19 protein-coding genes are annotated in these 20,786 nt (G+C 58.5%); 13 read left to right on the forward strand and 6 right to left on the reverse strand.

Annotated elements, in window-relative coordinates:
- Positions 1 to 868 precede the first annotated feature (868 nt).
- From BIZ42_RS01965 to BIZ42_RS19495, 4 genes are all read left to right on the forward strand, one after another.
- On the forward strand, positions 869 to 3,001 hold the full coding sequence (locus BIZ42_RS01965; RefSeq protein WP_083279766.1) for a TerB N-terminal domain-containing protein: 2,133 nt from the start codon (positions 869 to 871) through the stop codon (positions 2,999 to 3,001).
- Entirely contained in the window at positions 2,998 to 4,296 is a 1,299-nt protein-coding gene (locus tag BIZ42_RS01970; RefSeq protein WP_019184217.1) for an ATP-binding protein, read from the forward strand. Before BIZ42_RS01965 ends, BIZ42_RS01970 begins: the two co-directional genes overlap by 4 nt.
- Positions 4,297 to 4,300: 4 nt before the next feature.
- Positions 4,301 to 6,478 carry a DEAD/DEAH box helicase gene (locus tag BIZ42_RS01975; protein ID WP_070425395.1) on the forward strand — a complete coding sequence of 726 codons (2,178 nt, stop codon included), beginning with the start codon at positions 4,301 to 4,303 and terminating at the stop codon, positions 6,476 to 6,478.
- A gap of 240 nt (positions 6,479 to 6,718) precedes the next feature.
- Entirely contained in the window at positions 6,719 to 7,060 is a 342-nt protein-coding gene (locus tag BIZ42_RS19495; RefSeq protein WP_156785665.1) for a hypothetical protein, read from the forward strand.
- A 206-nt stretch (positions 7,061 to 7,266) separates the two neighbouring features.
- Here the strand turns inward: BIZ42_RS19495 and BIZ42_RS01980 are convergent, their stop codons facing one another.
- Positions 7,267 to 7,602: a helix-turn-helix transcriptional regulator gene (locus tag BIZ42_RS01980; protein ID WP_070425396.1), complete on the reverse strand. Its 336-nt coding sequence runs from the start codon at positions 7,600 to 7,602 to the stop codon at positions 7,267 to 7,269.
- A gap of 127 nt (positions 7,603 to 7,729) precedes the next feature.
- Here BIZ42_RS01980 and BIZ42_RS01985 point away from each other — a divergent pair, with 127 nt between their 5' ends.
- Positions 7,730 to 8,041, forward strand: a complete 312-nt coding sequence (locus BIZ42_RS01985; RefSeq protein ID WP_070425397.1) for a hypothetical protein — start codon at positions 7,730 to 7,732, stop codon at positions 8,039 to 8,041.
- Positions 8,042 to 8,084: 43 nt separating this feature from the next.
- Positions 8,085 to 8,477: a hypothetical protein gene (locus BIZ42_RS01990; RefSeq protein ID WP_070425398.1), complete on the forward strand. Its 393-nt coding sequence runs from the start codon at positions 8,085 to 8,087 to the stop codon at positions 8,475 to 8,477.
- Between the two features lie 221 nt (positions 8,478 to 8,698).
- On the opposite strand, the gene BIZ42_RS01995 is transcribed toward BIZ42_RS01990, so the two are convergent.
- From BIZ42_RS01995 to BIZ42_RS02005, 3 genes are all read right to left on the reverse strand, one after another.
- On the reverse strand, positions 8,699 to 9,592 hold the full coding sequence (locus tag BIZ42_RS01995) for a MobA/MobL family protein (protein WP_083279768.1): 894 nt from the start codon (positions 9,590 to 9,592) through the stop codon (positions 8,699 to 8,701).
- Between the two features lie 331 nt (positions 9,593 to 9,923).
- Positions 9,924 to 10,793: an ImmA/IrrE family metallo-endopeptidase gene (locus BIZ42_RS02000; protein WP_070425399.1), complete on the reverse strand. Its 870-nt coding sequence runs from the start codon at positions 10,791 to 10,793 to the stop codon at positions 9,924 to 9,926.
- A 2-nt stretch (positions 10,794 to 10,795) separates the two neighbouring features.
- On the reverse strand, positions 10,796 to 11,188 hold the full coding sequence (locus BIZ42_RS02005) for a helix-turn-helix transcriptional regulator (protein ID WP_070425400.1): 393 nt from the start codon (positions 11,186 to 11,188) through the stop codon (positions 10,796 to 10,798).
- Between the two features lie 258 nt (positions 11,189 to 11,446).
- Between BIZ42_RS02005 and BIZ42_RS02010 the strand changes: the two genes are divergently transcribed.
- From BIZ42_RS02010 to BIZ42_RS19190, 5 genes are read left to right on the forward strand one after another with little or no spacing between them, the layout of a single operon-like run.
- A complete protein-coding gene (locus BIZ42_RS02010) occupies positions 11,447 to 11,671 on the forward strand; it encodes a DUF2188 domain-containing protein (protein WP_070425401.1) in 225 nt (74 codons plus the stop codon).
- 5 nt (positions 11,672 to 11,676) lie between these two features.
- Entirely contained in the window at positions 11,677 to 12,684 is a 1,008-nt protein-coding gene (locus tag BIZ42_RS02015; RefSeq protein WP_070425402.1) for a CBASS cGAMP-activated phospholipase, read from the forward strand.
- A complete protein-coding gene (locus BIZ42_RS02020; RefSeq protein ID WP_237393550.1) occupies positions 12,678 to 13,844 on the forward strand; it encodes a cyclic GMP-AMP synthase DncV-like nucleotidyltransferase in 1,167 nt (388 codons plus the stop codon). The genes BIZ42_RS02015 and BIZ42_RS02020 overlap by 7 nt, the downstream gene beginning before the upstream one ends.
- A complete protein-coding gene (locus BIZ42_RS02025; protein ID WP_070425403.1) occupies positions 13,813 to 15,438 on the forward strand; it encodes a ThiF family adenylyltransferase in 1,626 nt (541 codons plus the stop codon). The genes BIZ42_RS02020 and BIZ42_RS02025 overlap by 32 nt, the downstream gene beginning before the upstream one ends.
- Positions 15,426 to 15,902 (forward strand): Mov34/MPN/PAD-1 family protein, encoded by a 477-nt coding sequence (locus BIZ42_RS19190; protein ID WP_083279769.1) that lies wholly within the window; start codon positions 15,426 to 15,428, stop codon positions 15,900 to 15,902. The genes BIZ42_RS02025 and BIZ42_RS19190 overlap by 13 nt, the downstream gene beginning before the upstream one ends.
- Before the next feature lie 125 nt (positions 15,903 to 16,027).
- Here BIZ42_RS19190 and BIZ42_RS02030 read toward each other — a convergent pair whose 3' ends face one another.
- Entirely contained in the window at positions 16,028 to 16,891 is an 864-nt protein-coding gene (locus BIZ42_RS02030) for an OST-HTH/LOTUS domain-containing protein (RefSeq protein ID WP_156785666.1), read from the reverse strand.
- Between the two features lie 273 nt (positions 16,892 to 17,164).
- On the reverse strand, positions 17,165 to 18,076 hold the full coding sequence (locus BIZ42_RS02035; RefSeq protein ID WP_070425404.1) for a PDZ domain-containing protein: 912 nt from the start codon (positions 18,074 to 18,076) through the stop codon (positions 17,165 to 17,167).
- A gap of 297 nt (positions 18,077 to 18,373) precedes the next feature.
- On the opposite strand from BIZ42_RS02035, the gene BIZ42_RS19500 reads away from it, so the two are divergent.
- On the forward strand, positions 18,374 to 19,030 hold the full coding sequence (locus tag BIZ42_RS19500) for a hypothetical protein (protein ID WP_156785667.1): 657 nt from the start codon (positions 18,374 to 18,376) through the stop codon (positions 19,028 to 19,030).
- Positions 19,031 to 19,363: 333 nt separating this feature from the next.
- Positions 19,364 to 19,840 carry a hypothetical protein gene (locus BIZ42_RS02045; RefSeq protein WP_019184237.1) on the forward strand — a complete coding sequence of 159 codons (477 nt, stop codon included), beginning with the start codon at positions 19,364 to 19,366 and terminating at the stop codon, positions 19,838 to 19,840.
- Positions 19,841 to 20,786: the final 946 nt, after the last annotated feature.

Below are 20,786 nucleotides of genomic sequence, written 5' to 3' on the forward strand. Positions count from 1 at the left end.
CGCCATTCAGCCTGCCGGGGCGCGCTGATGACCTCCCCAGCAGCCCATTTCTGAGGGGGTACAATGTCCTCAGGAAAAGCCAGAGGCAGGGGGCCACATGGCGTCAAGGAAGCAATCGGGCGGGGCTTTGATCGTTGGCATCTTGGTCCTGATCGCACTCGTCCCGAAAGAAGTTTGGATCACGCTCGGCGTCGTCACCTTGGTCGGGGGCGTGTTTTACGCCTACTCTCGCTGGCAATCAAATAAGGTGCCCGCCCCGGCGGCAGGCACAGAACACCAGCCGACATTAGCGGAACTGACCCAAACTCCTCCGCGTCGAAAACCTCTGCCCTCAACAGTCACCACGCCACCGGGCCCGGATGGCGGGGACATGGGGCCACGCCCCATTGAGCGTGGAACAAAGGCCAGCGGGCGTACGACGGAAGGGAGTACTGTCGGCGATGTCGCCTCATCGACTCGGCAGCCGGCCCAGCCGGACGTGGCGCCGGACGCAACGACCCCGCCCAAAATCGACTTGGGGAACCTCGCGGCCGCGATGAATGCGGTCACTGAAAGACAATCTCAATCGGCAAGGGCCTATCGCGAGGCGATGCCTAGCGTTGCTCCGGCCAAGGACACCTTGGGGAATCTCACCGTGGCGATGAAGGCTGTCGCCGAACGTCAGGCTCTGCCCGCCGTCGCTGGCTCTGGATCCTCCGGCAATGCGGATCCCTTGATCATCGTGCCCTCTTTCAATCGGCCTCGTCCCAAAGAAGACCATCAGACGCCCACAGCGTCTGAGACTACAAAAAGCCAATCTCTGCCGGTGGCGGTGGCTTCGGCTGTGCCAATGCCCCCACCGCTCCCAGCAGCGCCACCTCAGGCCGTAATGGTCAGTGCGGCACCGGGGCAAGGCGCAAGCCACGGCGAACTCCACCGGATAGCGACGCCCAGCGAGGAGCAGCGCAAATTCACCGTGCCCCGTCCGCCCGAGGGTTGGGCAACCACCCGATGGCTCGGTCCTGAGGACAGCATCGAAATTGCCGGCCTGACCATCCGGGGTGGCTTGTTCTATACAGGGGTAAAGCTCCCCACCAAATACGCGGGCAATGACCCAAGCTTGGTGAACGCCGTCTTGGCCGTCGCTCCCACGGGGAACTTCCGTGTTCAAACTGTCGGGCACCGGCTGAGCTATGCCGAGTTCTCGCCGATGGAACGACGAGCTTACCTCAGCTGGCTGGCATCCGATCGCACTGACCCTGAGTGCTCGTACGGTTGTGTACACCTCTTCTTCTACGGCATCGAACGTCGCGTTTTGCTGGATGGGGTAACGGATGTCGGCAGCAAGAAAGACTGGCCAGCAATCAAATCGGCACTTCGACAGCTTGATGCGATCTACGGCACAGCCTACGGGTCTTTGCGTGTTTCCATCAACAGCTTGCTTGACTGGATGGAGCTCGACGCCGCAACAGAAAAGCTCTACTTGCAGCCGCTGCCTTCCTTTGAGCGCAGCATCGATGTGCCTTTCACTATCCGTCTAGCACTCGGTCAGTGTTCGGTAGATCGCGCCCCCATCCCGGGGCCCCTCGCACTTGCATGGGCAAGGCTCAATCCAGCCATCTCCATCCGCACAGCTGCAACGCGCTGTGAGACCGAATTCGACCGACTCTTTTTAGAACGCTACCGCGAACTCTTTGGCCCAGGGCTCGTCCTTACCAAGAACAAGACCAAGCTGAAATTTGCCAGGCAAGCCACCTCGCCCGGGCTCTATGGCACGACTCCTGTCACCAAAGCCTTTGGCGACATCCCCGATGTCACGGCACTGCGCGCACCACTGAACACCCTTACGTCGATTGTGAATCAGTGCGCCCAGGAGCTCGGAGCGTTTAGCCGACTGATTGGCAAGATGCCCGAGGCAAGAGACACCTTAGATGGATTGCTCTTGCTTCCGCCAAGTATCTGGCCGGATGCACCTCGGATAGCCCTAGCGAAGCTCTACGCTGACACGGGCGAGGCGACGATCACACTCCCCTTGTCCGACGTGCTTGACCGTCTCGGGGGCTTTTCAGGCGCGCTCGGACGAGAAAAGGTTCGAGATCTGGCGCGGGCTCTGGAATCGGCGCACATTGGCATCGAGCCCAATGTCCTTGAAGGCGCCCGCACACCGGGCACCGAAGACGACGTGGTGCTTTTTGCCATGTTGCCCGACCAAACGCACCAGGCCGACACTGACGCCTACCAGACGGCGCTCCTGACGCTACAACTGGCATCAACGGTTGCGCAATCGGATGGCGCGTTCAGCACCGAAGAGGTCGCCCACCTGACCGGGGAGATTGACGCTTGGAGCCACCTTAGTGCCGCGGACCATCGCAGGCTCCGGGCGCATCTTCTCCTCCTGTCGGTCGCCCCCATTAACCTTGCCTCTTTGAAGAAGAAGCTTGATCCGTTAGGTCAAAACACCAAGGAAGCGATCGCTGCAGCCATGGCCAACTTGGCGCAAGTAGACGGCATGGTTTCACCGGAGGAAGTTCGGTTCTTAGAAAAGGTCTACAAGACCTTAGGCGTTGAGCCCAAGCGCGTATTTAGCGATGTGCATGCACCTACTGCGCGCCGAGCAAGTGACGCACCAGATGCAACAGGATTTCGTCTTGACCCAGAGAGGATTGCAACACTCCAACGCGACACTGCGAAAGTCTCCGCCCTCTTGGCCAACATCTTTGCCGAAGAGCTCCCTGATCCAGGGGCTCCTCCACCTGGCCTCACGGTCGTCGAGGAAGAGCCAGCGGAAACCGGCTTGATTGGCCTGGACGACGCTCACAGTGCGTTGCTTCGTCTGATGTTGTCCCGCCCCACTTGGACCCGGGCAGAGCTCCAAGATACCGCTTCGGACTTGGAGTTGATGCTTGATGGCGCGTTGGAGCAAATCAACGACGCCTCTTTCGACGCCTATGACCTTCCCTTCTCCGAAGGCGATGACCCTTTGGAGATCAACCCTGAATTCATCGAGAAGATTGAGCAATGAGTAGCCCCATTCGCAGTAAGGACCGGGATGCCGTGGTCCAGTCGCTTCGCGCCGGCGTTGTCCCTCGAGCTGGACAACACCTCATCCAAGTCGGGCGCGCGCGAGAAGTGGAAACCCTTGTGAGCGACATTGATCGCCTCGCCGATGGCGGGTCCTCATTTCGATTGGTCATTGGCGAATATGGCGCTGGTAAAACCTTCTTCCTCAACTTGGTTCGCGCCATTGCGATGGAACGCAAGCTGGTGGTGGCCAGCGCTGACCTCAACCCCGACCGGCGCCTCCACGCTTCCGGCGGACAGGCCCGTTCGCTTTACGCCGAGCTGATGCGCAATCTCGCGACGCGAACGAAGCCTGAGGGAGGTGCACTGGCCGGTGTGGTGGAGAAATTCATCTCCACCGCAAAGGCCGATGCCAAGGCGCAAGGAGTGCCGACCGAACAAGTCCTCAGAGCCAAGCTCGAACAATTGACCGAGCTTGTGAACGGCTATGACTTTGCCGATGTCATTGCCGCCTACTGCCGAGGCTTTGATGAAGGCAACGAGCAACTTAAATCCGATGCGATACGTTGGCTTCGAGGCGAGTTCGCCACCCGCACAGATGCCAGAGCCGCGCTTGGGGTTCGCACTATCGTTGACGATGCCTCTGTCTATGATCAGCTCAAACTGATGGGACGTTTCGTGCGCTTGGCGGGCTTTAGTGGACTTCTGGTTTGTCTGGATGAGCTCGTCAACCTCTACAAGCTCGCGAACGCACAGGCGCGCAATTCGAACTACGAGCAACTGCTCCGCATGCTCAATGACTCTCTCCAAGGAACGGCGGTTGGCCTTGGCTTTGTCCTGGGTGGGACGCCGGAGTTCCTCATGGACACCAGGCGCGGCGTCTATAGCTATCAGGCCCTGCAAAGCCGCCTGGCGCAAAACACGTTCGCCGGCAACGGGCTTGTCGATTTCAGCGGGCCGGTTGTGCGCCTCTCCAGCCTCACGGCGGAAGACTTCTACGTGCTGCTGACCAAGATCCGTCATGTCTACGCCAGTGGCGATGAAGCGAAGTATTTGCTGCCCGACGAAGCCATCGAACAGTTTATGGCGCACTGCTCCAAGCGCCTTGGCGAGAGCTTCTTCCGCACTCCACGAACCACCATCACCGCCTTCATCAACCTCCTCGCAGTTCTTGAACAAAACCCAGGGGTGACTTGGCAGTCCCTGATCGGCTCGGTGGAAGTTGAGGAAGACCACGGTGGGGACACTGACCTGGCTGTGCAGACCGATGACGAGCTAAGCTCGTTTAAGCTCTGATCCCATGAGCCAATCCAGCGCCTTCCACCTCCTTCACCCAGAGATCCAGCGCTACTTGTGGGCGGAGCAATGGGAGGCGCTGCGTGATGTCCAGGAAATGGCCATACCGCTCATCCTTCCAGGTGATCGAGATGTCATCGTGGCGGCGAGCACCGCGTCCGGCAAGACGGAGGCCGCGTTCCTCCCGGCACTGACGCATTTCTTGGAGCGCCCAGCGCCGGGCCTGATCATCTATATCAGCCCCCTGAAAGCGCTCATCAATGACCAGTTCGGCCGCTTGGAACGACTCTGCGAGAACTTGGACATCCCGGTATGGCCATGGCACGGCGATATCGGCGCAACGAGCAAGCAACGATTTTTCAAGAAGCCGCTTGGCGTTCTATTGATCACACCCGAGTCGCTCGAGGCGATGTTCTGCAACCGTGGCACCGCTGTTGCAGGCATCTTCAAGTCTCTTTCATTCCTCGTGATTGATGAGCTCCATGCCTTCATCGGCACCGAACGCGGCAAGCAGCTTCAATCGTTGATGCATCGCATCGAGCTTGTGGTTGGCCGCATAGTGCCGCGCATTGGGCTTTCGGCGACGTTAGGGGATCTAAGCTCTGCCGCCTGCTTCTTGCGACCCAACGGCCAAGCAGCCATCGTTGATGCACCCGGTACTGGCTCTGAGCTTCAACTTGTTGTCAAAGGCTTCGAGGAGCCGATCCCGCAAGCTGGAAAACAGAGCGGAGACAGCTCCTCCAAGACAATCGCAGCACACCTCTATGCGAACTTGGCCGGCAGCAGCAACCTCGTTTTTCCCAATAGTCGGCGCGAAGTTGAGCGCTACACTTACCTGCTCAATGAGCTGAGCGAAGGTGCCAAGCGGCCGCGTGAGTTCTGGCCTCATCATGGCAGTCTCTCGAAGGAGATCCGGACAGACACAGAGGCCGCGCTCAAACAAAAAGAGCGGCCCGCCACAGCCATTTGCACCAACACTTTGGAGTTGGGAATCGACATTGGCGCCGTGAAGAGCGTCGCCCAGATCGGGGTTCCGCCTTCAGTCGCCAGCTTGCGTCAGAGGATGGGGCGTTCCGGGCGCCGTGAAGGCGAGCCAGCCATTTTGCGTGCATATGTGGTCGAGAACGCGATCGACGCCGAGTCAGATCTCCCAACCCGACTCCGGCTCGATACCGTTCACGCCATTGCGGTCGTGCACTTGCTCATCGAGAAATGGTTTGAGCCACCGATCGTCAACGGGGCGCATATGTCGACGTTGATTCAACAGCTCTTGTCGGCCATTGCCCAGTATGGTGGGCTCCAAGCAGCGCAGGCTTACAGCATGCTCTGCGCCAAGGGTGCTCCCTTCGACGGGATCTCATCGGCCGCGTTCATTGAGCTTCTTCGGCACCTAGGCCAACAAGACGTGCTGATCCAAGACGGATCGGGACTCTTGCTTCACGGCCCTGTGGGCGACAAGATCGTCAACCACTACTCTTTCTACGCCGCTTTTACCGTCGATGAGGAGTTCCGGATCATCGCTGGGGGCAAGTCGCTTGGGACACTGCCCATCTCGCAGATGCTCACAGTCGGCCAACGCATCTTGTTTGGCGGGCGCACCTGGCTCGTCGAGGAGATCGATGAGGCCCATAAGACCATCTATGTCGCCCCTTCCAAGGGTGGAACACCACCTTTGTTCAACGGCAGCGGCGGGCGCGTCCATACCAAAATCCGCCAAACGATGCGTGCGCTCTACCGAGGGCAGGTCGAACCGCGCTTTCTCGACGCCACTGCGCAACGCTTCTTAAATGAGGGGCGCGCGACCTACGCGCAGCATGCGTTGGACTCCGCGCTTTTGGTCAATCAGGGCAGCGAGTGGCTGCTGTTGACCTGGCTCGGTGACGATGCAAACGAAGCCATCGCTTGCCTTCTGAACGCCAAAGGCCTCAGGGCACAGTCAGGAAAACTTGGGGTCGAGATCAAGCGTGGGTCGGAGACCACGGACGAGATCGCGAAGCTCTTGGCAGAGATCGCCTCCCAACCGCCCCCCGCCATTGACACGCTGCTGGCTGAGGCCAAGAACATGGCAAGTCAAAAATGGGACGGACTCCTGTCCCCGACCCTGCTCAGGAAGTCCTACGCGAGCCTGCACTTGAACTTGGACGAAGCAACGGAATGGCTCGGAGCGTCCATCAAATCCTGATTCCGAGCCCGGTAAGCAAGAGGCCGGGCAGCCTGAGAGCTTCGTGTCAGTAACTGCATTCATTCAATCGAATGATTGATGCCCGATCCCGAGCTCTGAGGGACCTCGCTTGGGGGAATTGAGGGCTCTATGGGCTCAAGATCGGTGGGCAGGCCGTGCATCGATCCGTTGCTAAGGGAGACAAGCCTCACGAGACGACGCACTATCCTAAGCCGCCGCCGCCCAAGGGGGACCACAACCATGATTGACTTTGATCAAATCCAAGATCGGCATTTGCGCCTTTCCGAGGATGTCTACGTCGGTTCCGAGGAAAATCCAGATGAATATCTCAAGGATCTGACTAGTGAAATCACCTCAAATCGACGGGAGCCATTTCCGCTCACAGCGATCGTGATGGCTCCTGGGCTTCCTGGATTTGAGCTGGGCACTACGATTTCAGGCTTCTGCCTTGCGGACCTGAACGGGAAGTGGCTGGTTTACCGCCCCGAGAATGATCAATTTTACGCGTTCTGGGGTACCGACAAAGAGGCGCTGGGTGCCCACGGGGTTTGGGGAAGCCCACTCTCCTGTTGGTCTGCATAACAGACGACCAGCACGGTTCTTGGCACACCTGATCGAGGTGCCGCTTCTGCGAAGACCCGCTCACTCGGGCGTAGCCACCCAGCACGGTGCGTAATGCCCAGCGTCAAGGGTGCCGATTGGCACTATCGGAGACGAGTGCGCCGCCACAGGGCCCAAGTCGTTGATAACCAGAGTCTTGGGACTGGCGCCCAGCGCCTGCTGCCGCACTAGCGCTTGGCAGAACGCTTCTTAAGCTCCTGTACGATCGCCCGCTGCTCCGACGCGGGCAGGCGCGTGAACTCTTGAATCAACTCGGCGAGTTCATCGGTCTCAGCGTAGAGATAGGCCACAGACACCCCAAGCGCCTGCGCAAGCTTCTGGGCGGTCTCGCTGTCGCAATCGTGCACCGCGCGTTCGTACCTGTTGATCCGAACCCCGGCCACATCTTCTGGCAGTCCCATCGCCACTCCTAAGGCCTTTTGGCTGAGCCCGTTAGCTTGCCGCTGCTCCTTCAAGCGAGCGGCGAATACGACACGGACACTGCGGGCGTTGGGGGCACTCATGCCCCAAGCATGAACGTAAGCTACGTTCGCCGTAAATTACGTTGCCCGTATACTACGTTTATCGTATTCTTGGCCTGGCCGCAACCCCGGGCTCTGGCACAGCCCCATCGCACTGAAAGGACCCGTCATGTTGAAGCTCCGTGTGGCCGTCGTTGGCGTGTTGACCGCCTGCCTTGCCGCTTGCTCTGGAAGCGGCCCATCTCATGACGAACGGCAAAACGCCTTCTTGCAGTACGTTAAAGACAACAGCAACGAAAAAGCGAAGATTCGGGAGTTCCAGAGCGCGGAATGCGCCAAATCTGAGGGCACGCCGAGCTACAACTGCGCGGTGTCGAGCCAGGTGATGGCGATGGATCGCGACTTTGGGAACCAGATGGATGGCGTCTACACCTTCACCGAGGTCGGTGACACCTGGAAGATCACTGGCCGAGTCCAGTAGTCCGCTAATCGCTTAATCGCCCCCTTGCATCCGAGGAGCTCAAATGACTGTCGGCACATTCTTCCTTTTGCTCGTCGTAGGCGCCGGCGCGCTTTTCGCCGTAGGCGTGGGCAGGACTCTCAGGTCACGCGGTGACCAAGCAGCATTCGCGGCGGAGTTCGACCATTCCTATTTCCACAGCAACAGCGCCCTGGCGCTGTCTGTGGCGCGTTCCCGAATCAAGCTCCGCACGACTCAGGCAACGAAGATCTATCCGCTGAACGATGTCCGTGCGTGGGAAAAGCACTGGCACAACTCCAAGCGCCAAGGCTCGCTGACGCTTAGCGTTCGGGATGCTGATCACCCCGTGTGGACGATCAAGTTCTACCGGGAGAGTGACATGAATCGCTGGTATGAGCTGTTGAACCAAGCAATCAATGATGGACCGACGCTGTAACAAGTTCGCCGTAGCCACTAGCAGGACTTGACGGCAGAGCGCTTTGTGCTAGGAATCAGAGCAAGCCACAACTCGGATTCTTAGCATGAAACAAGACTTGACCCACTCACAGACACTCCTGGACGAACGGGAAGCTCAGCTGCGCCATGCTCACGTGGAAAGCTGGCTTGCTGATCAGCAAGCCGCCGGCTTCGGCCTGGACGAGCATATGGCTAATACCCTCAGTGCCTATCTTGAGGGCACGGTGGCTCTGCCGGAGCTCTTGACTGAACTTCGCCGCCCTTACCTTCATTGATGTCCAAACCGACCGGTAGAGCGGCAGGGCTGTACGGGATCGCGTCAGCAGCAGTGCCGGCAACCATGGGGAGCGCCCTGGACTGTTCGCCACGCGCCCGCTCAGCCGTGTGGCCCGCTGGGACTGGAAGAAGCTTGCCCTCCTTTCGGTAGCGGCCCAAGAGTTGCTCAAAGCTCGCTTGATCGTCGCCAACGACTCCCTCCCCCCGACGCGTGGCAAGGCGCTCCGCTAGATCCTGGGTCTTACGCTCAACCTGGAGTTCACCTAGACCGAGATGCGCATTGATGCGCTCAGAGATCATCGCTCGAATCCAGAGCACCTCACCGTACCCGTTGATACGCCCGTCCAGCGCTCTCGTCTTAGCAGTGAGGCCAGCGGCCTCCATACGCCTGGTCGTCGCTAAGAGGTGGGCGTAGAAGTAGCGAGGATCGTCCTTGGTTGGCTGGTGGTGGCTGGCTTGTAATGCAAAGCCATACCGGTCGATCAGCGCATGCGAGATGTCGAGAATAAGACTCCACCGTTCGCGATCATCGAGCTCGTGCGGCAAGGCGATGGTGAAGTCGCGGCAGACGGTGCTGTTCCGGCGACGCTCTGCCGCTTCAGCCGCCGCCCATAGGCGCTGCGGGTCATTGGTCCAAGCAGGCGACCCAGCGGGAGCCAAGCAGCACGCCTGAATGATCCCAGCCCGACCTCGGTAGTCATGCTTCGCGCCGGATTTTGGGTCAATAAGCAAAAACCCCCCTCGATAGGCAGCGGCTGCGATCGCCGAATGGCCCTTGGCCCGGCTGTATGTTTTGATACGTGTGTGTTCGATGGTCATGAAGCTTCCAGTGTCTTAGTCCATTGGTTATGGCTCAAGATTCAGGAAGCGCAATAGCTTGAAATGCACTATTTTTGAACGGTTTTCGTTGCCTAAGAGGGATCCACTCAAGTGGCGCATCCGCTTCGAAAGTATGCCCAAGACTAACGAAAGGCCGAGAAGAATGCCCCTTCCCTGCTGTCTGCTTTACATGGAGATTTGCAGCAGCTCGCGGGCTTTACTCAAACGCGTTCAATGGACGCTAGGAGCCAAGCTGCACCTTCACCTCGCTGGATGCATGAGGGCCTATCCCTGCATCATGGCCATTTGCAATCGCCCTGTTGCAGCCCGATCAACGGCGCCGATCCAGCTTGGACCAAGACAGCTCACCGGTGAGCTCAGAGAGCGCCTCTTCCTCATCGACGCGTGCACCAAAACGATCAACCTCTCTAGTGGGAAGTTCTTCAGCGTCGAACCATAGGAGTGAGGTCGTGGTGTCCGAGCCCGCGAAATGGCGACTGATCTCCGTCAGTTGCAGCCCTCTCTCCCAGTTGTCGAACCAGATGTCCTGAGCGACATCGTCCGACTCTGCCCCGCTCTTTCCCGCTGCTCGAAGCCGATAGGCTACCGAACCCGACGGAATGGTCGATCTGGGCGAAATCCACGCTCCAACCTGCCTCAGCAACGTCGATCGCGCGGCGTATCTGAGACCTCCGCGCTCCATCGTCACAAATGCGCAGGGCCGCTCGCTGAGGCTCGCGTAGCGAGATGCTGCGGCTGGGAATGACGTGCCAAAGTGCTCAGCCATCTCTTGAACAACTTCAATCGATGGCTCTTCTTTGGGAACGCGGGGAAGCCAGAGCTGATATGGCATCAAGAGCTCGGATGCGAACGTGTCACATGCAATCTCGTTAATGTGTCGCTTGGCATAAGACCAAGCGGGCACCTCTTCATGCGATGAAGGCAATCCAAGCACGATGTGAGCAATCTCGTGGCAGATCGTGAAGCGTTGCCGCTCCCTTGTCTCCTGGCCGTTCACCGTTACGATGCTTCGACCGCTAGCCTTTGTGATCGTAAAGCCGGACTCGCCAACGCCAAGCTCTTCCGTTCGCAGCTTGGCGTTGGCTGCCGCTAGGTAAGGAGACAGATCATCGCGAATCGTCGTCAGATCGATTCGAGCAATGAAGGATCTCGCTTTCTGCCTAACAGCAACCTCGTCCATGGCTACTCGTCCTCGTCGTCATCCTGAAACGCTTTTTGAACTCTGGATATGAGCAGAGCCGGATCTGGCCTTGCTGTGCCCCGGTGCCTCATGCCTGCTGCTGCTGAGAACACTTCGACACTGATTGTCGGGTCTTGTAACACAAACTCAACAAGCTTTGGATCCGCTTCAGGATGATCAACGAGCCACGACACCATTTCCTCATCCCTTTCCCCTGGCTTGAGCACATGCAACAGCTTGTCGACAAGATCGGGGGACGGGCTGGTCTTCTCGCCTGTCTCCAAGCGATAGACATACGCGTGATCGATTGACGAAAGCTGGCCCAATTCGCGCAAAGACATGGTCGCTCGCTCGCGTAGCGTTTTTAAGGCAAGGCCTAAGCCTGTTTGCGGCATTACTTACTCCTGGTCAGCAAGGGGCGCTTTCCACCGTCCCCGCGCCCCGCGGGGAAATTCACAAATGAGACTTGCATCCCGGTTTTGACCCTGCTAGGGTGTTGCCCATCCAGACAACACTTTCGCCTTTCCGGCTTGAGTGATTCACGCTCAGGGTGTTGTCTGGAGGAGCAACAGATTGTGCGCCATCGCTTTTCCCGAGGCAACTGCAATTAGATACACCAACAGTGCTGTTTAACCTGATCAAGGAGCTGTGAAATGGCAGGCAAGAACCAACATGTTGTTCCCCACCAGGACGGTTGGGCGGTCAGGGGCGCTGGCAATCAGCGCGCCACCTCACTGCACGACACTCAGCAGCAGGCCATCGACGCCGCGCGGGAGATTGCACGCAACCAAGAGTCAGAGCTGGTAATCCACCGCCCGAACGGCCAGATCCGGGACAAGGATAGCCACGGCCCCGACTCCTACCCGCCGGAGGGCTGACGTCAATGGTTAGCACCCCTCCTCCTACTTACCATGTGCTCGCCCTCTCGGGGGGCGGGTATCGCGGCCTCTACACCGCCACGGTACTGGCAGAGCTCGAAAAGGTGATGGGCAGGCCGATTGCCTCGCACTTTGACCTGATCTGCGGCACGTCAGCAGGAGGGATGCTGGCCCTGGGCTTGGCGGCGGATATTCCCGCTGCCGAGCTTAAAGGGCTCTTTGAGGATCACGGCAGCAAGATCTTTGGCTGCCGCAGCCTGGGTCGCCGGCTGCTCGGGTTCTGGTTGAAGGCAAAGCACGATTCGGCCGGGCTCAAGGGCGTGCTTCAAGACCGATTTGGCGACACTTTGGTCGGCGACCTTAAACATCGGGTCCTCATTCCTGCGGTGAACTACTCCACCGGCCGCGGTCAGTTCTTCAAGACGCCCCACCACCCCTCCTTTGAGCTCGACCACCACATGTCGGTGGTGGACGTAGCCCTAGCGACCGCAGCTGCACCTGTCTACTTCCCACTCTCGCGCAACAGTCGAGGCGTCTATGCAGACGGTGGGCTTGTTGGTAATGCACCTGGTCTGTTTGGGCTTCATGAGATCAGAACGTTCTTGGCGCCTGACCCACAAGCAATCATCCGCGTGCTGTCCATTGGCACCATGACCATTGGCGCCACCGTTCGCGGCGGGGCGGACCTGGATCGAGGCTTTGGCCGATGGGGTGGAGGATTGTTCGACCTTGTGATCTCTGCCCAAGAATCATCCGTCGACTACATGCTCAAGCAATCACTGGGCAAGCAGTATTACCAGATCGATGACCAGGCTACGCCCGACCAAAGCCGGGACGTTAAGGCCCTTGATCGCGTGTCTATCGGCGCAACCAACACGCTGCGCGATCGCGGCGTCCATGCGGCCCAGAGGGCATTGGGAGATGCAGATTTCCTGCCCTTCCGGAACCATCATGCTCCGAGCCCCATCTTCTATCACGGCCCCAACAAGAATACGCCGGAGACGTCATGCTAGACCTGAGCTCACTGTTCCACACCACTGTTGATGGCAACTCGTGCCTGCGCGAAGCGCTTGATCTCACTCCCGCTCAGCGCTCTGTGATTTCCGACGCTCGTGTTGAGGTTCGGAACTGTCTCCGCGCCGGCATTCCTCGGGTGCTTCGCGAACGCGGCTACACCAAAGATGTCCCGGAACCGCGCTTCTTTACCCAAGGCTCCTGGGCCTACAAGACGATCAATGCCCCGGCGCAGCCGCCCCAACAGGCGGACTTGGATGACGGCTGCTACCTTCCGCTGAGCTTTGTATCTGAGACCAAAAGGCCAAGCATTGCGGCCCGCGTGTTCTTCAATGCCGCGAAGGAAGCCCTTGCACCACTCGCCGATCGTATGGGTTGGGAGCTCACGGAAAAGCCTACGTGCATTCGCATGGTGATCGCCGAGCACGCCCATATCGATGTTCCGCTCTACGCCATTCCTGACGAAGAGTTCACCTCCCTCGCCAAAGCAACGATGGAGCATCACGCCCTTGATTCCATTGCTGAGGCTGCTATCAAGGCCGAGCGTGACGCCTGGTCAGCACTGCCCAAAGACAAGGTTCTCCTTGCGCATGGTGTCGATGATTGGGTTGCCTCTGATCCGCGGCCTATCAAGGCTTGGTTTCTGAACGAGGTCGAGGAAAAGGGTGAGCAATTCCAGCGCGTGGTTCGCTACTTGAAAGCGTTCCGAGACTGGCACTGGCCGACCAAAGGCCCCTCCTCCATTCTGCTCATGGCAGCGGCGGCGCCGTTGTTTGAGAAGCGGGAGCGTCGAGATGACCTTGCACTTCTAGATGTGGTCTCTGCCCTGCCGGATCGACTACGCGACGGCGTTAGCAACCCAGTTGAGTCGTCCGAGTCTTTCACCGCCCGCCTTGGTAAGGACGGGGTTGAAGAGGCCGCCAAGGCGTTTGAAGCCTTGGAGGTTGCCCTGCGCGGCTCGATCGACGCGTCTAACGCCGCGCAAGCATGCTCGTGGCTGCGCAAGGAATTCGGATCGCGCTTCCCCGACGAGCCTGACCGCGTGAAGGTCAGCAGCGTTAAGGCGACCATTTTAGCTACCGCCCCTCGGCAGGCCCGAGTGAGCTTGTTGGCAGGACGAAGGCTGGATGAAGCGGGCGCGGGCCAGCGAAGTGATTGAAGCCCTCAAAGAAAGGGGCTTCCATTACTCAGGGAAGGATGCTGACGGGTGGTTCACCTTGACCGGTGAGCTCGCCCGGAACGCATCCGAACAAGGTATCCGCTGCGAAGTTGCGCTGGATCCTGACTTCTTTGCACTTCCTCGTGTTCGCTTGCTGGACATTCCGAAACACTTCCCGGCTGCGGTGCCTCACATTGGCGCCTACGGGGATCTTTGCTACCTCGCCCCAGGCTCCATCGTCCTCAACATTTTCGACCCAGTGGGCCAAACGATTGCGTGCTTGGACCAGGCCGACCGTGTGCTTTGCCAAATCACAAAAGGCGAGCTGGTCGAGGATCTTGTGGAGGAATTTTTCGCCTATTGGAATGGACCTAACTGCTTGTTCGACGTCCTCGGAGATATCCCCGGGCGCCAGCACTGCTTGATCGCAGAAGGCGACGACGGCTTGCATTGGTTCATCACCGATAGCGTTGAGCGCACCACAAAGAAGATCGACCTTCTTGGTTTGAAGGTGACTAGAAGCCCACCACCTACGTATCGAATCAAGACGACCGCAATGCCACGCCCCAACCCCCGATCGTGGCCCCCTAAGACCGTCAATGACATCTTGGAGTGGCAAAGTCAGCTTGATCGGAGTTGCCGTCGCAAGATCCATGAACGCATCCAGCTGGGCGAACGAGAGAAGCGGATTTGCATCCTCATCTTCATCGACTCACCGCTCATGACCTACGGATTTGCTGTCATCTATGACCGCAGCAAAGCGAAGGTTAAGCTCGCGGACAGACGAGACACCACCTTTGGCCTCAAAGTGCTGCTCCTGACGGCAATGCGCATCGATGATCAGTACCTGGCTCAGCGCAACATTCCAGGCATGAGGACCCTCGCTGGAAAACGCGTCGGACTGATTGGATGCGGCACAATCGGCGGCTATCTCGCGGAGATGCTCTGCAAGGCGGGCGCTGGCACAGTTGGCGGCAAGTTGACGCTGGTCGACTTTGACAAGTTGCTCCCTCAGAATTTGGGCCGACATCGCCTGGGTTTTTCACATCTGCTGAAAAACAAGGCTGTTGCCATGGTCGATGAACTTCAACGCCTCTCTCCTGGGATTGAAGTTGAGGCCATCCAAAGGGATGCTCGGCAGCTTGCGCTCGATGATTTTGACCTGTTGATCGACGCAACTGGCGAGGAGTCACTGGGCCACTGGCTCTGCGATACGACACCTCGCACCGTTCCCATGATCTCTGCTTGGATTGAGGGCCCGGGGACTGCCGTCCGAGCAATGATCCGGACGGAAGACGTCAGCGCAGGCTGCTATCGATGCCTGTGGCACGGCAACCGGCGGGGTGAACTTCGTTCAGTGGTCGGGGACGTGCCCTTGCTTCTGGCAGGACATGGCTGCGAGGGGCTCTATGTGCCCTTCCCCGCCTCTGTTTCCGTGCAGGCGGCCAGCCTGGCCATGGACTTGGTGCTCGACTGGGTCAATGGCAAATCGTCGCCCACGCTGCGCACCAGAGTTCTGGATACGACCCAAACTGCAGCCGCCGCAGATTGTGACCTTCAACCGGATGCAGAGTGTCCAATATGCCGTTCATGAGTTCCTGGGGCAGCCCCGATCGCAAGATGCTGCTGAGCTTCTCTGCATCCACACTTGACGTGTTCAACAACCACATCCAGCACCGTGACACAGACTGCGAAGCAGGTGGACTGCTGCTGGGGACTGTCCATGGCGTCCACTTGCTGATCGATGAAGCAACGGCACCGACGAAATGGGACAGGCGCTTTCGATATCTGTTCGAACGAACGCCTCTTGGACATGCAGGCATTGCTCTGGCCCGATGGAAGGCAAGTCAAGGCACGGTTCGCTATCTTGGGGAGTGGCATACGCATCCCGAAGATCACCCTACGCCCTCCTCACTGGATCGTTCTGAGTGGCGACGTTTAGCGAACGATCGCAAAGACAATCGCCCCTTGCTAGCGGTGATCGTCGGCCGGAAGAGCCTACGAGTAGAGCTCGTTACGACGCTTGGGCCGGGCTTGGTGCTCCGATCCATCGAGTGAACGACCCCATAAAGCCCCGTCTCATGCTCGACGGGCCCAATGCCCGGCAGTTGAAGCTCAAAAATAATTGACAACCGTGGCCTATTCGCCAGTCGATGAACGCCAATGCGATTCGACGGACCTGATCAAGACGATCTGCGTGCACGATCTTTAAAGCAGGCCTCACGCCTGCCATATCGCTCCTGGTATTGAAGCTCGAAGAGCCGAGATTGATGCACGACCTGCTTCAAGGTGCGGCATCCGTACTTCACTGGCAACTGTTCGGGATCTCGCGCCTGAATAAAGCGCTCAGCGTTGGCGATGGATGTCCAACCATCCACGGACAACTCAGACATCGCCTCTCTAAGCAGTCGAACGATGCCTGAACTGGGCCAGTCAACTGAGCCATCGGGGGCAATACCGTTGATCACCAGGTCGCGGAAGACCTCAGACTGGACGAACTCGGCAGCAAGCTGGCGCGCTTGCTCCATGTTCTCAGCCCAGCTACGCAACTGTTCGAAATGATGATCAATACGAGAGTAGGCGGTGAGCAACGCTTGCTCGGCGCGCGCACAGCCCGGCACAGTCCAAATGTCGTGCTGATCAATGAAGTGATGGACCAAGTCGTTTCGGAGCCTTACCAGATCTTTGAGATCCGCTTGGGTCCGCTCAAAGTCCTCAGCGCCCATTTCAAGCCGGAGCTGCATTCGAACCGTTGCGACCTCACCAGAACCAGGGTCGGGCAGGTCGGTGTCGCGCCCAGAACCATGGACCAGATAGGACCCCACAAGTTTTCCGACCAAGAGCCCCAGGCTCTTTGTTGACGCGTCAGCGATACGAGCGGACCGGATTGCATCCAGGGACGATATGGGTCCACAGACCTCATGATGCGCCACGATGGCTTTGATTAAACGTTCGTACTGTTGAATGCGCAGAAGGCACCGGCCCAAGAGGCGCTGCACCTCCCGTTGGGTGAGCTGCAACGGGGCAATATCGGAGAAGTCATTCATCCAAGCGGGTTCCACGGGATCGCAAGCCCACCGAGATAGATTTCTCGGTCCATACACCATTCACTCGAAACAGCCAGTGCCAGTTAACGACGCTGTAGAGCTTGGCGGCCCGCTCTTGATATTCACTGCCAAGGGCGCGCACACCAGGAACGCCCACTGGCGCCGGGCCAGTGGAACGGGCTTAGCGACCGAAGCGGACCGCACTTTCTCGTCGGCCGAACCCCGCGGCAAAGAGGCTCCCCACCTAACCGTCAAGCCAGCCACGCCGCATGCTCATTGGCTCAACAGCTTGCTCTTTTGAGCATCGAACTCGGCTTGGGTCAAGACGCCTTGCTCCTTCAGCTTCAGAAGCTTCGCCAGTTCATCAGCGACCGATAGGGGTGTTGCGATAGGGACCGTTGCATTTGCGGACTCCTCTACCGCCTTGACGACCTGAGTGGTTGTGGGGCGGTAGTCACGCTCGACGGTGAACGTAAGTGCAGAGTCGCTGCGCGTCACGTCGAGCTGATAGGTCGGTGCCTTGGTCGCTTTTTCCAAGCCGTCCAAGAAGTCACCTTCGGCCTTGAACTTCTTTCCCGCCACTGAAGTAATAACGTCTCCTGCCTTGACGCCCGCTCGGTCCGCAGCTGCACCCGGCGTCACCTCACTCACCACGTAGCCGGCGTGCCTGCCGCGCGGAGCGACTTGTCCTAAGACTCCTAGCACGGCGTGGTTAGGGAACGTCGTTCCTGCGGGAAACGAGCCTCCAGCGCTGATTAGGAAGTTCATGATGCTGTTATGAAAATCCGCCCCGGAGAAAGGAGCACGCTGCATCTGGCCGAATGCCATCTGGGTCTCCAGCCAACCTGACACCTGGACGCGCGATACTCCGGAAATCTCACTGACGTTAAAGCGGAAGAAACGCCGTGGCGGTGTGGAGTAGCTGTTCCCGAGCAGCATCTGCCCCATGATGGACTGGCCGGTGCTCAATGGCGACTCGCAAACAACTTCTGTATCGCCGCTGCTTACGACCGTCCACTGGACGTCCATGCATTTGCTCGACAAGCGCGAAACCGCCACCGAGGCCTTGCTTGGGAAGACCGCCTCCGGCATACCGCTGGGAGTTACAGCGAACAGCTGGGAACCAGCCGCAGTGAACGGCAGGATGATGGAACCGAGCAGAAATATAAGCCTGTGAATGGTCATGCGCTCCCCCTAGAGCATTCGACGTCAAGGACTCCCGCAATAGTAGCCGTTTTGACGAAAACTACACAGGTCGGGGCGACCCGCCGACACGCTCTTGCTAGACCGAAGCAAACAGCCCGTCCCGAGGAACTGAACGGCGGGGAGCCAGATAACGTCGAGCAGATGCGTCGGCGAGCTGGCCGGATTGAAGCACAACCCGGCAACCCGGGGAATACTGCAATACTGGATCGCGAGGACGCAGAGCTTGACGTCCGGGGCGCGGTGACTTCCCCTTCCGATAAGAGCTTAGGCGGTGAAATGAACAATCCAGGTAATCCCCCTACTTCCATCCAAGACTACGCCAAGAGAACTGCGGGAACCTTGAATGCCGCAGGCGTGCTCGCCAACCGCCTTAGCCTGCCAGCTGGCCTGCCAGACAAATATATGGTGGCATGGACGCTGCTCAGGGTCTCATTCGATCATGCTGCGAGCATCAATTCGCTCCTCTACCACCATGGCATCGAACTGTCCGGATCAGCATTTGCACTACTCCGGCCAATGAATGAGGCACTCAAACGAGGCGCCTGGATTGCACTCTGCGCGACGGACGACCAAGTCCAAACGTTCATCACCAAAGACAAGCTCCCCAAAGTCAATCTCGCCGAACAGATCGAACAGGTCCCGCCCTTTGATGAGTTCCCTTTGTTTAGCAAACAGCACGCAAATGCCTGGGACAAGTTCCATAGCTTTACGCACGCAGGAAGCCAGATGGTTGGTGCCTATACGCAGGGGGAGAGCGTCGGCCCCGCGTTCCCGCCGGAGCTCATCATCGAGGTGCTAAATCACGCTGAAGCCATTGCGATGATGGTGGTCCAAATTATGGTAATGATTGCTGGAGATTTTGACCCGGACCTCGGGCATGCTGTTCTCGGCGAGCTTAACGAGATCGTCCCGGTTGCGAAAAGGCCGCAGTAAAACTGATGCTAGCCCTTGTGAGCGGGAACAGCTCCCAGCTGCAAACGCTCACTGACGGCGCCCTTCCAAGCCAAGACAGCATGGGCTCGCCGTGTAACAAGAGCCGATTTATACCTCCTGGCATCCGGAATGGAAGCGCCCCTGCCGCTTCCTAGCGTGAAAGCCAACGTCCTGCCGCGAAGCCACGCACTCGCCATCTCAAGGCAACGCCGCTCTGAGGCGCACCCAATCCCCAATCAATCGCACCATTCCCTTCTGGTCTGTGCGCCTGAGCAGCCAACGCGTGGCCACTGTATGCTCGGGGTTCTGGATTAGCCTAGAAAGGATGCAAGCATGTTCACTCCGGAGCAAACCGAGCGCATCGATGAAGTGCAATCTATCCTGCACTTTCCGCTGGATCGGCCCTATCAGCTTCTTTCAACAAAAATGCTGGTCTGGAACTACACAGCGTTCCAGACCGCGCTCACGATCTCCTGGCTTATCACGGGGCGTAGCGGAGAAGGCACGGCGGAAGTGGCGGAAACCTTGACCTTCATTTCAGGCCAACTGAGCCTTGGCAAATCCGACGAGGAAGCCCCATTACTCGCTGAGGGGGACTTGGCATCCTTGGGGTTACGTGATTACGAGACCTTGATAGCTTCGGCCGATTGGCTACCCTTGGAGAGCGCACGCCAGATGAATCCTAGCTTGATTTCCGAGGCATTCTCCCAATTTGCGACTGTGCTGCATCGTTCATGGCTTGATGACGAGTTGGCAAGAAAATATGCATCTTCTGCAACTGCCCAGCGAAAGCCTAAATTCGGCGGATAGATGGCATTGCCAGGTCAGCGTGAGCTTGGCTTTGTGCGAGCACTAAGTGCTCGTGCCAAGCTTGCATCTGGGCCAACTGCCGCTCGTAGTATCGCTCGGTGTCTGCTTTACCCTTTTCGTTGAGATAGTTCCAGGTTACGAGGGCGCACTCCCACTGACCGTTCAAGAGCGCTGCTCGCATCGCGTATTCCGCATCGGGGATCAGTGCCCTCTCAAGGATCGCTTGGCTTAGGTGAGCATCGCCCGTCCTGTTCGTTATGGAAAGCAGACTCATAAAGGCGCGATGATCATCCGACTGTGTGGACAGAGCAACGCGCACCAGAGCTCTTGCCGTCGTGCGATGGCCCCACGGAAATGCCAGTGCAGCTCCTCTGGAGCAAAATCGAGCGACATCTGACAGTCCTTGACGGAGTAGAAACAAAGCCACGCGCGTGTGACCTCTCTCGGCGGCCAAGAGAAACCCGTGCTCCATCCTCCAAGACGTGCTCGCTCGGCCTATAAGCACTCGCACACCTCCCAGGAAACCTCTCTCGCAGGCCTCGGTGAGCGCCCGATCACAGCGGGCAGCCTCATGCAATTGGCCAATCATCTTAATGAGCGCTGCGACGTCACGCCGTCTGACGGCCCGTACAGGCGTATCGAACTGTTCGTTGGCTATACAGCGGGCCGCGGGCGAGATTAGAGTCCTGACATGCACCCTAGAGCTCCGCGAGAGCAATCGCATATCGACCGTATGACCCCTGACGAGGGGCAGAAGATCAGGCGTCCAATGGCATTGTTCAAAGACAGCGTAGGTCATGGTGTGCTCCCCTACCTAACCTAGCGTCTGATCAATGCCTGTCAACATGCCCTCTCCGCAACTTGAGGGGGTGGTGCACGGGTCAGACGTTTACGCCTTGGGCCAAAGCCAAGCTACCCAGGAAACACCGCAGGCCGCCGGATTTTT

The organism is Stenotrophomonas sp. LM091 (assembly GCF_001806305.1).
In the GTDB taxonomy this organism is placed as follows: domain Bacteria; phylum Pseudomonadota; class Gammaproteobacteria; order Xanthomonadales; family Xanthomonadaceae; genus Stenotrophomonas; species Stenotrophomonas bentonitica_A.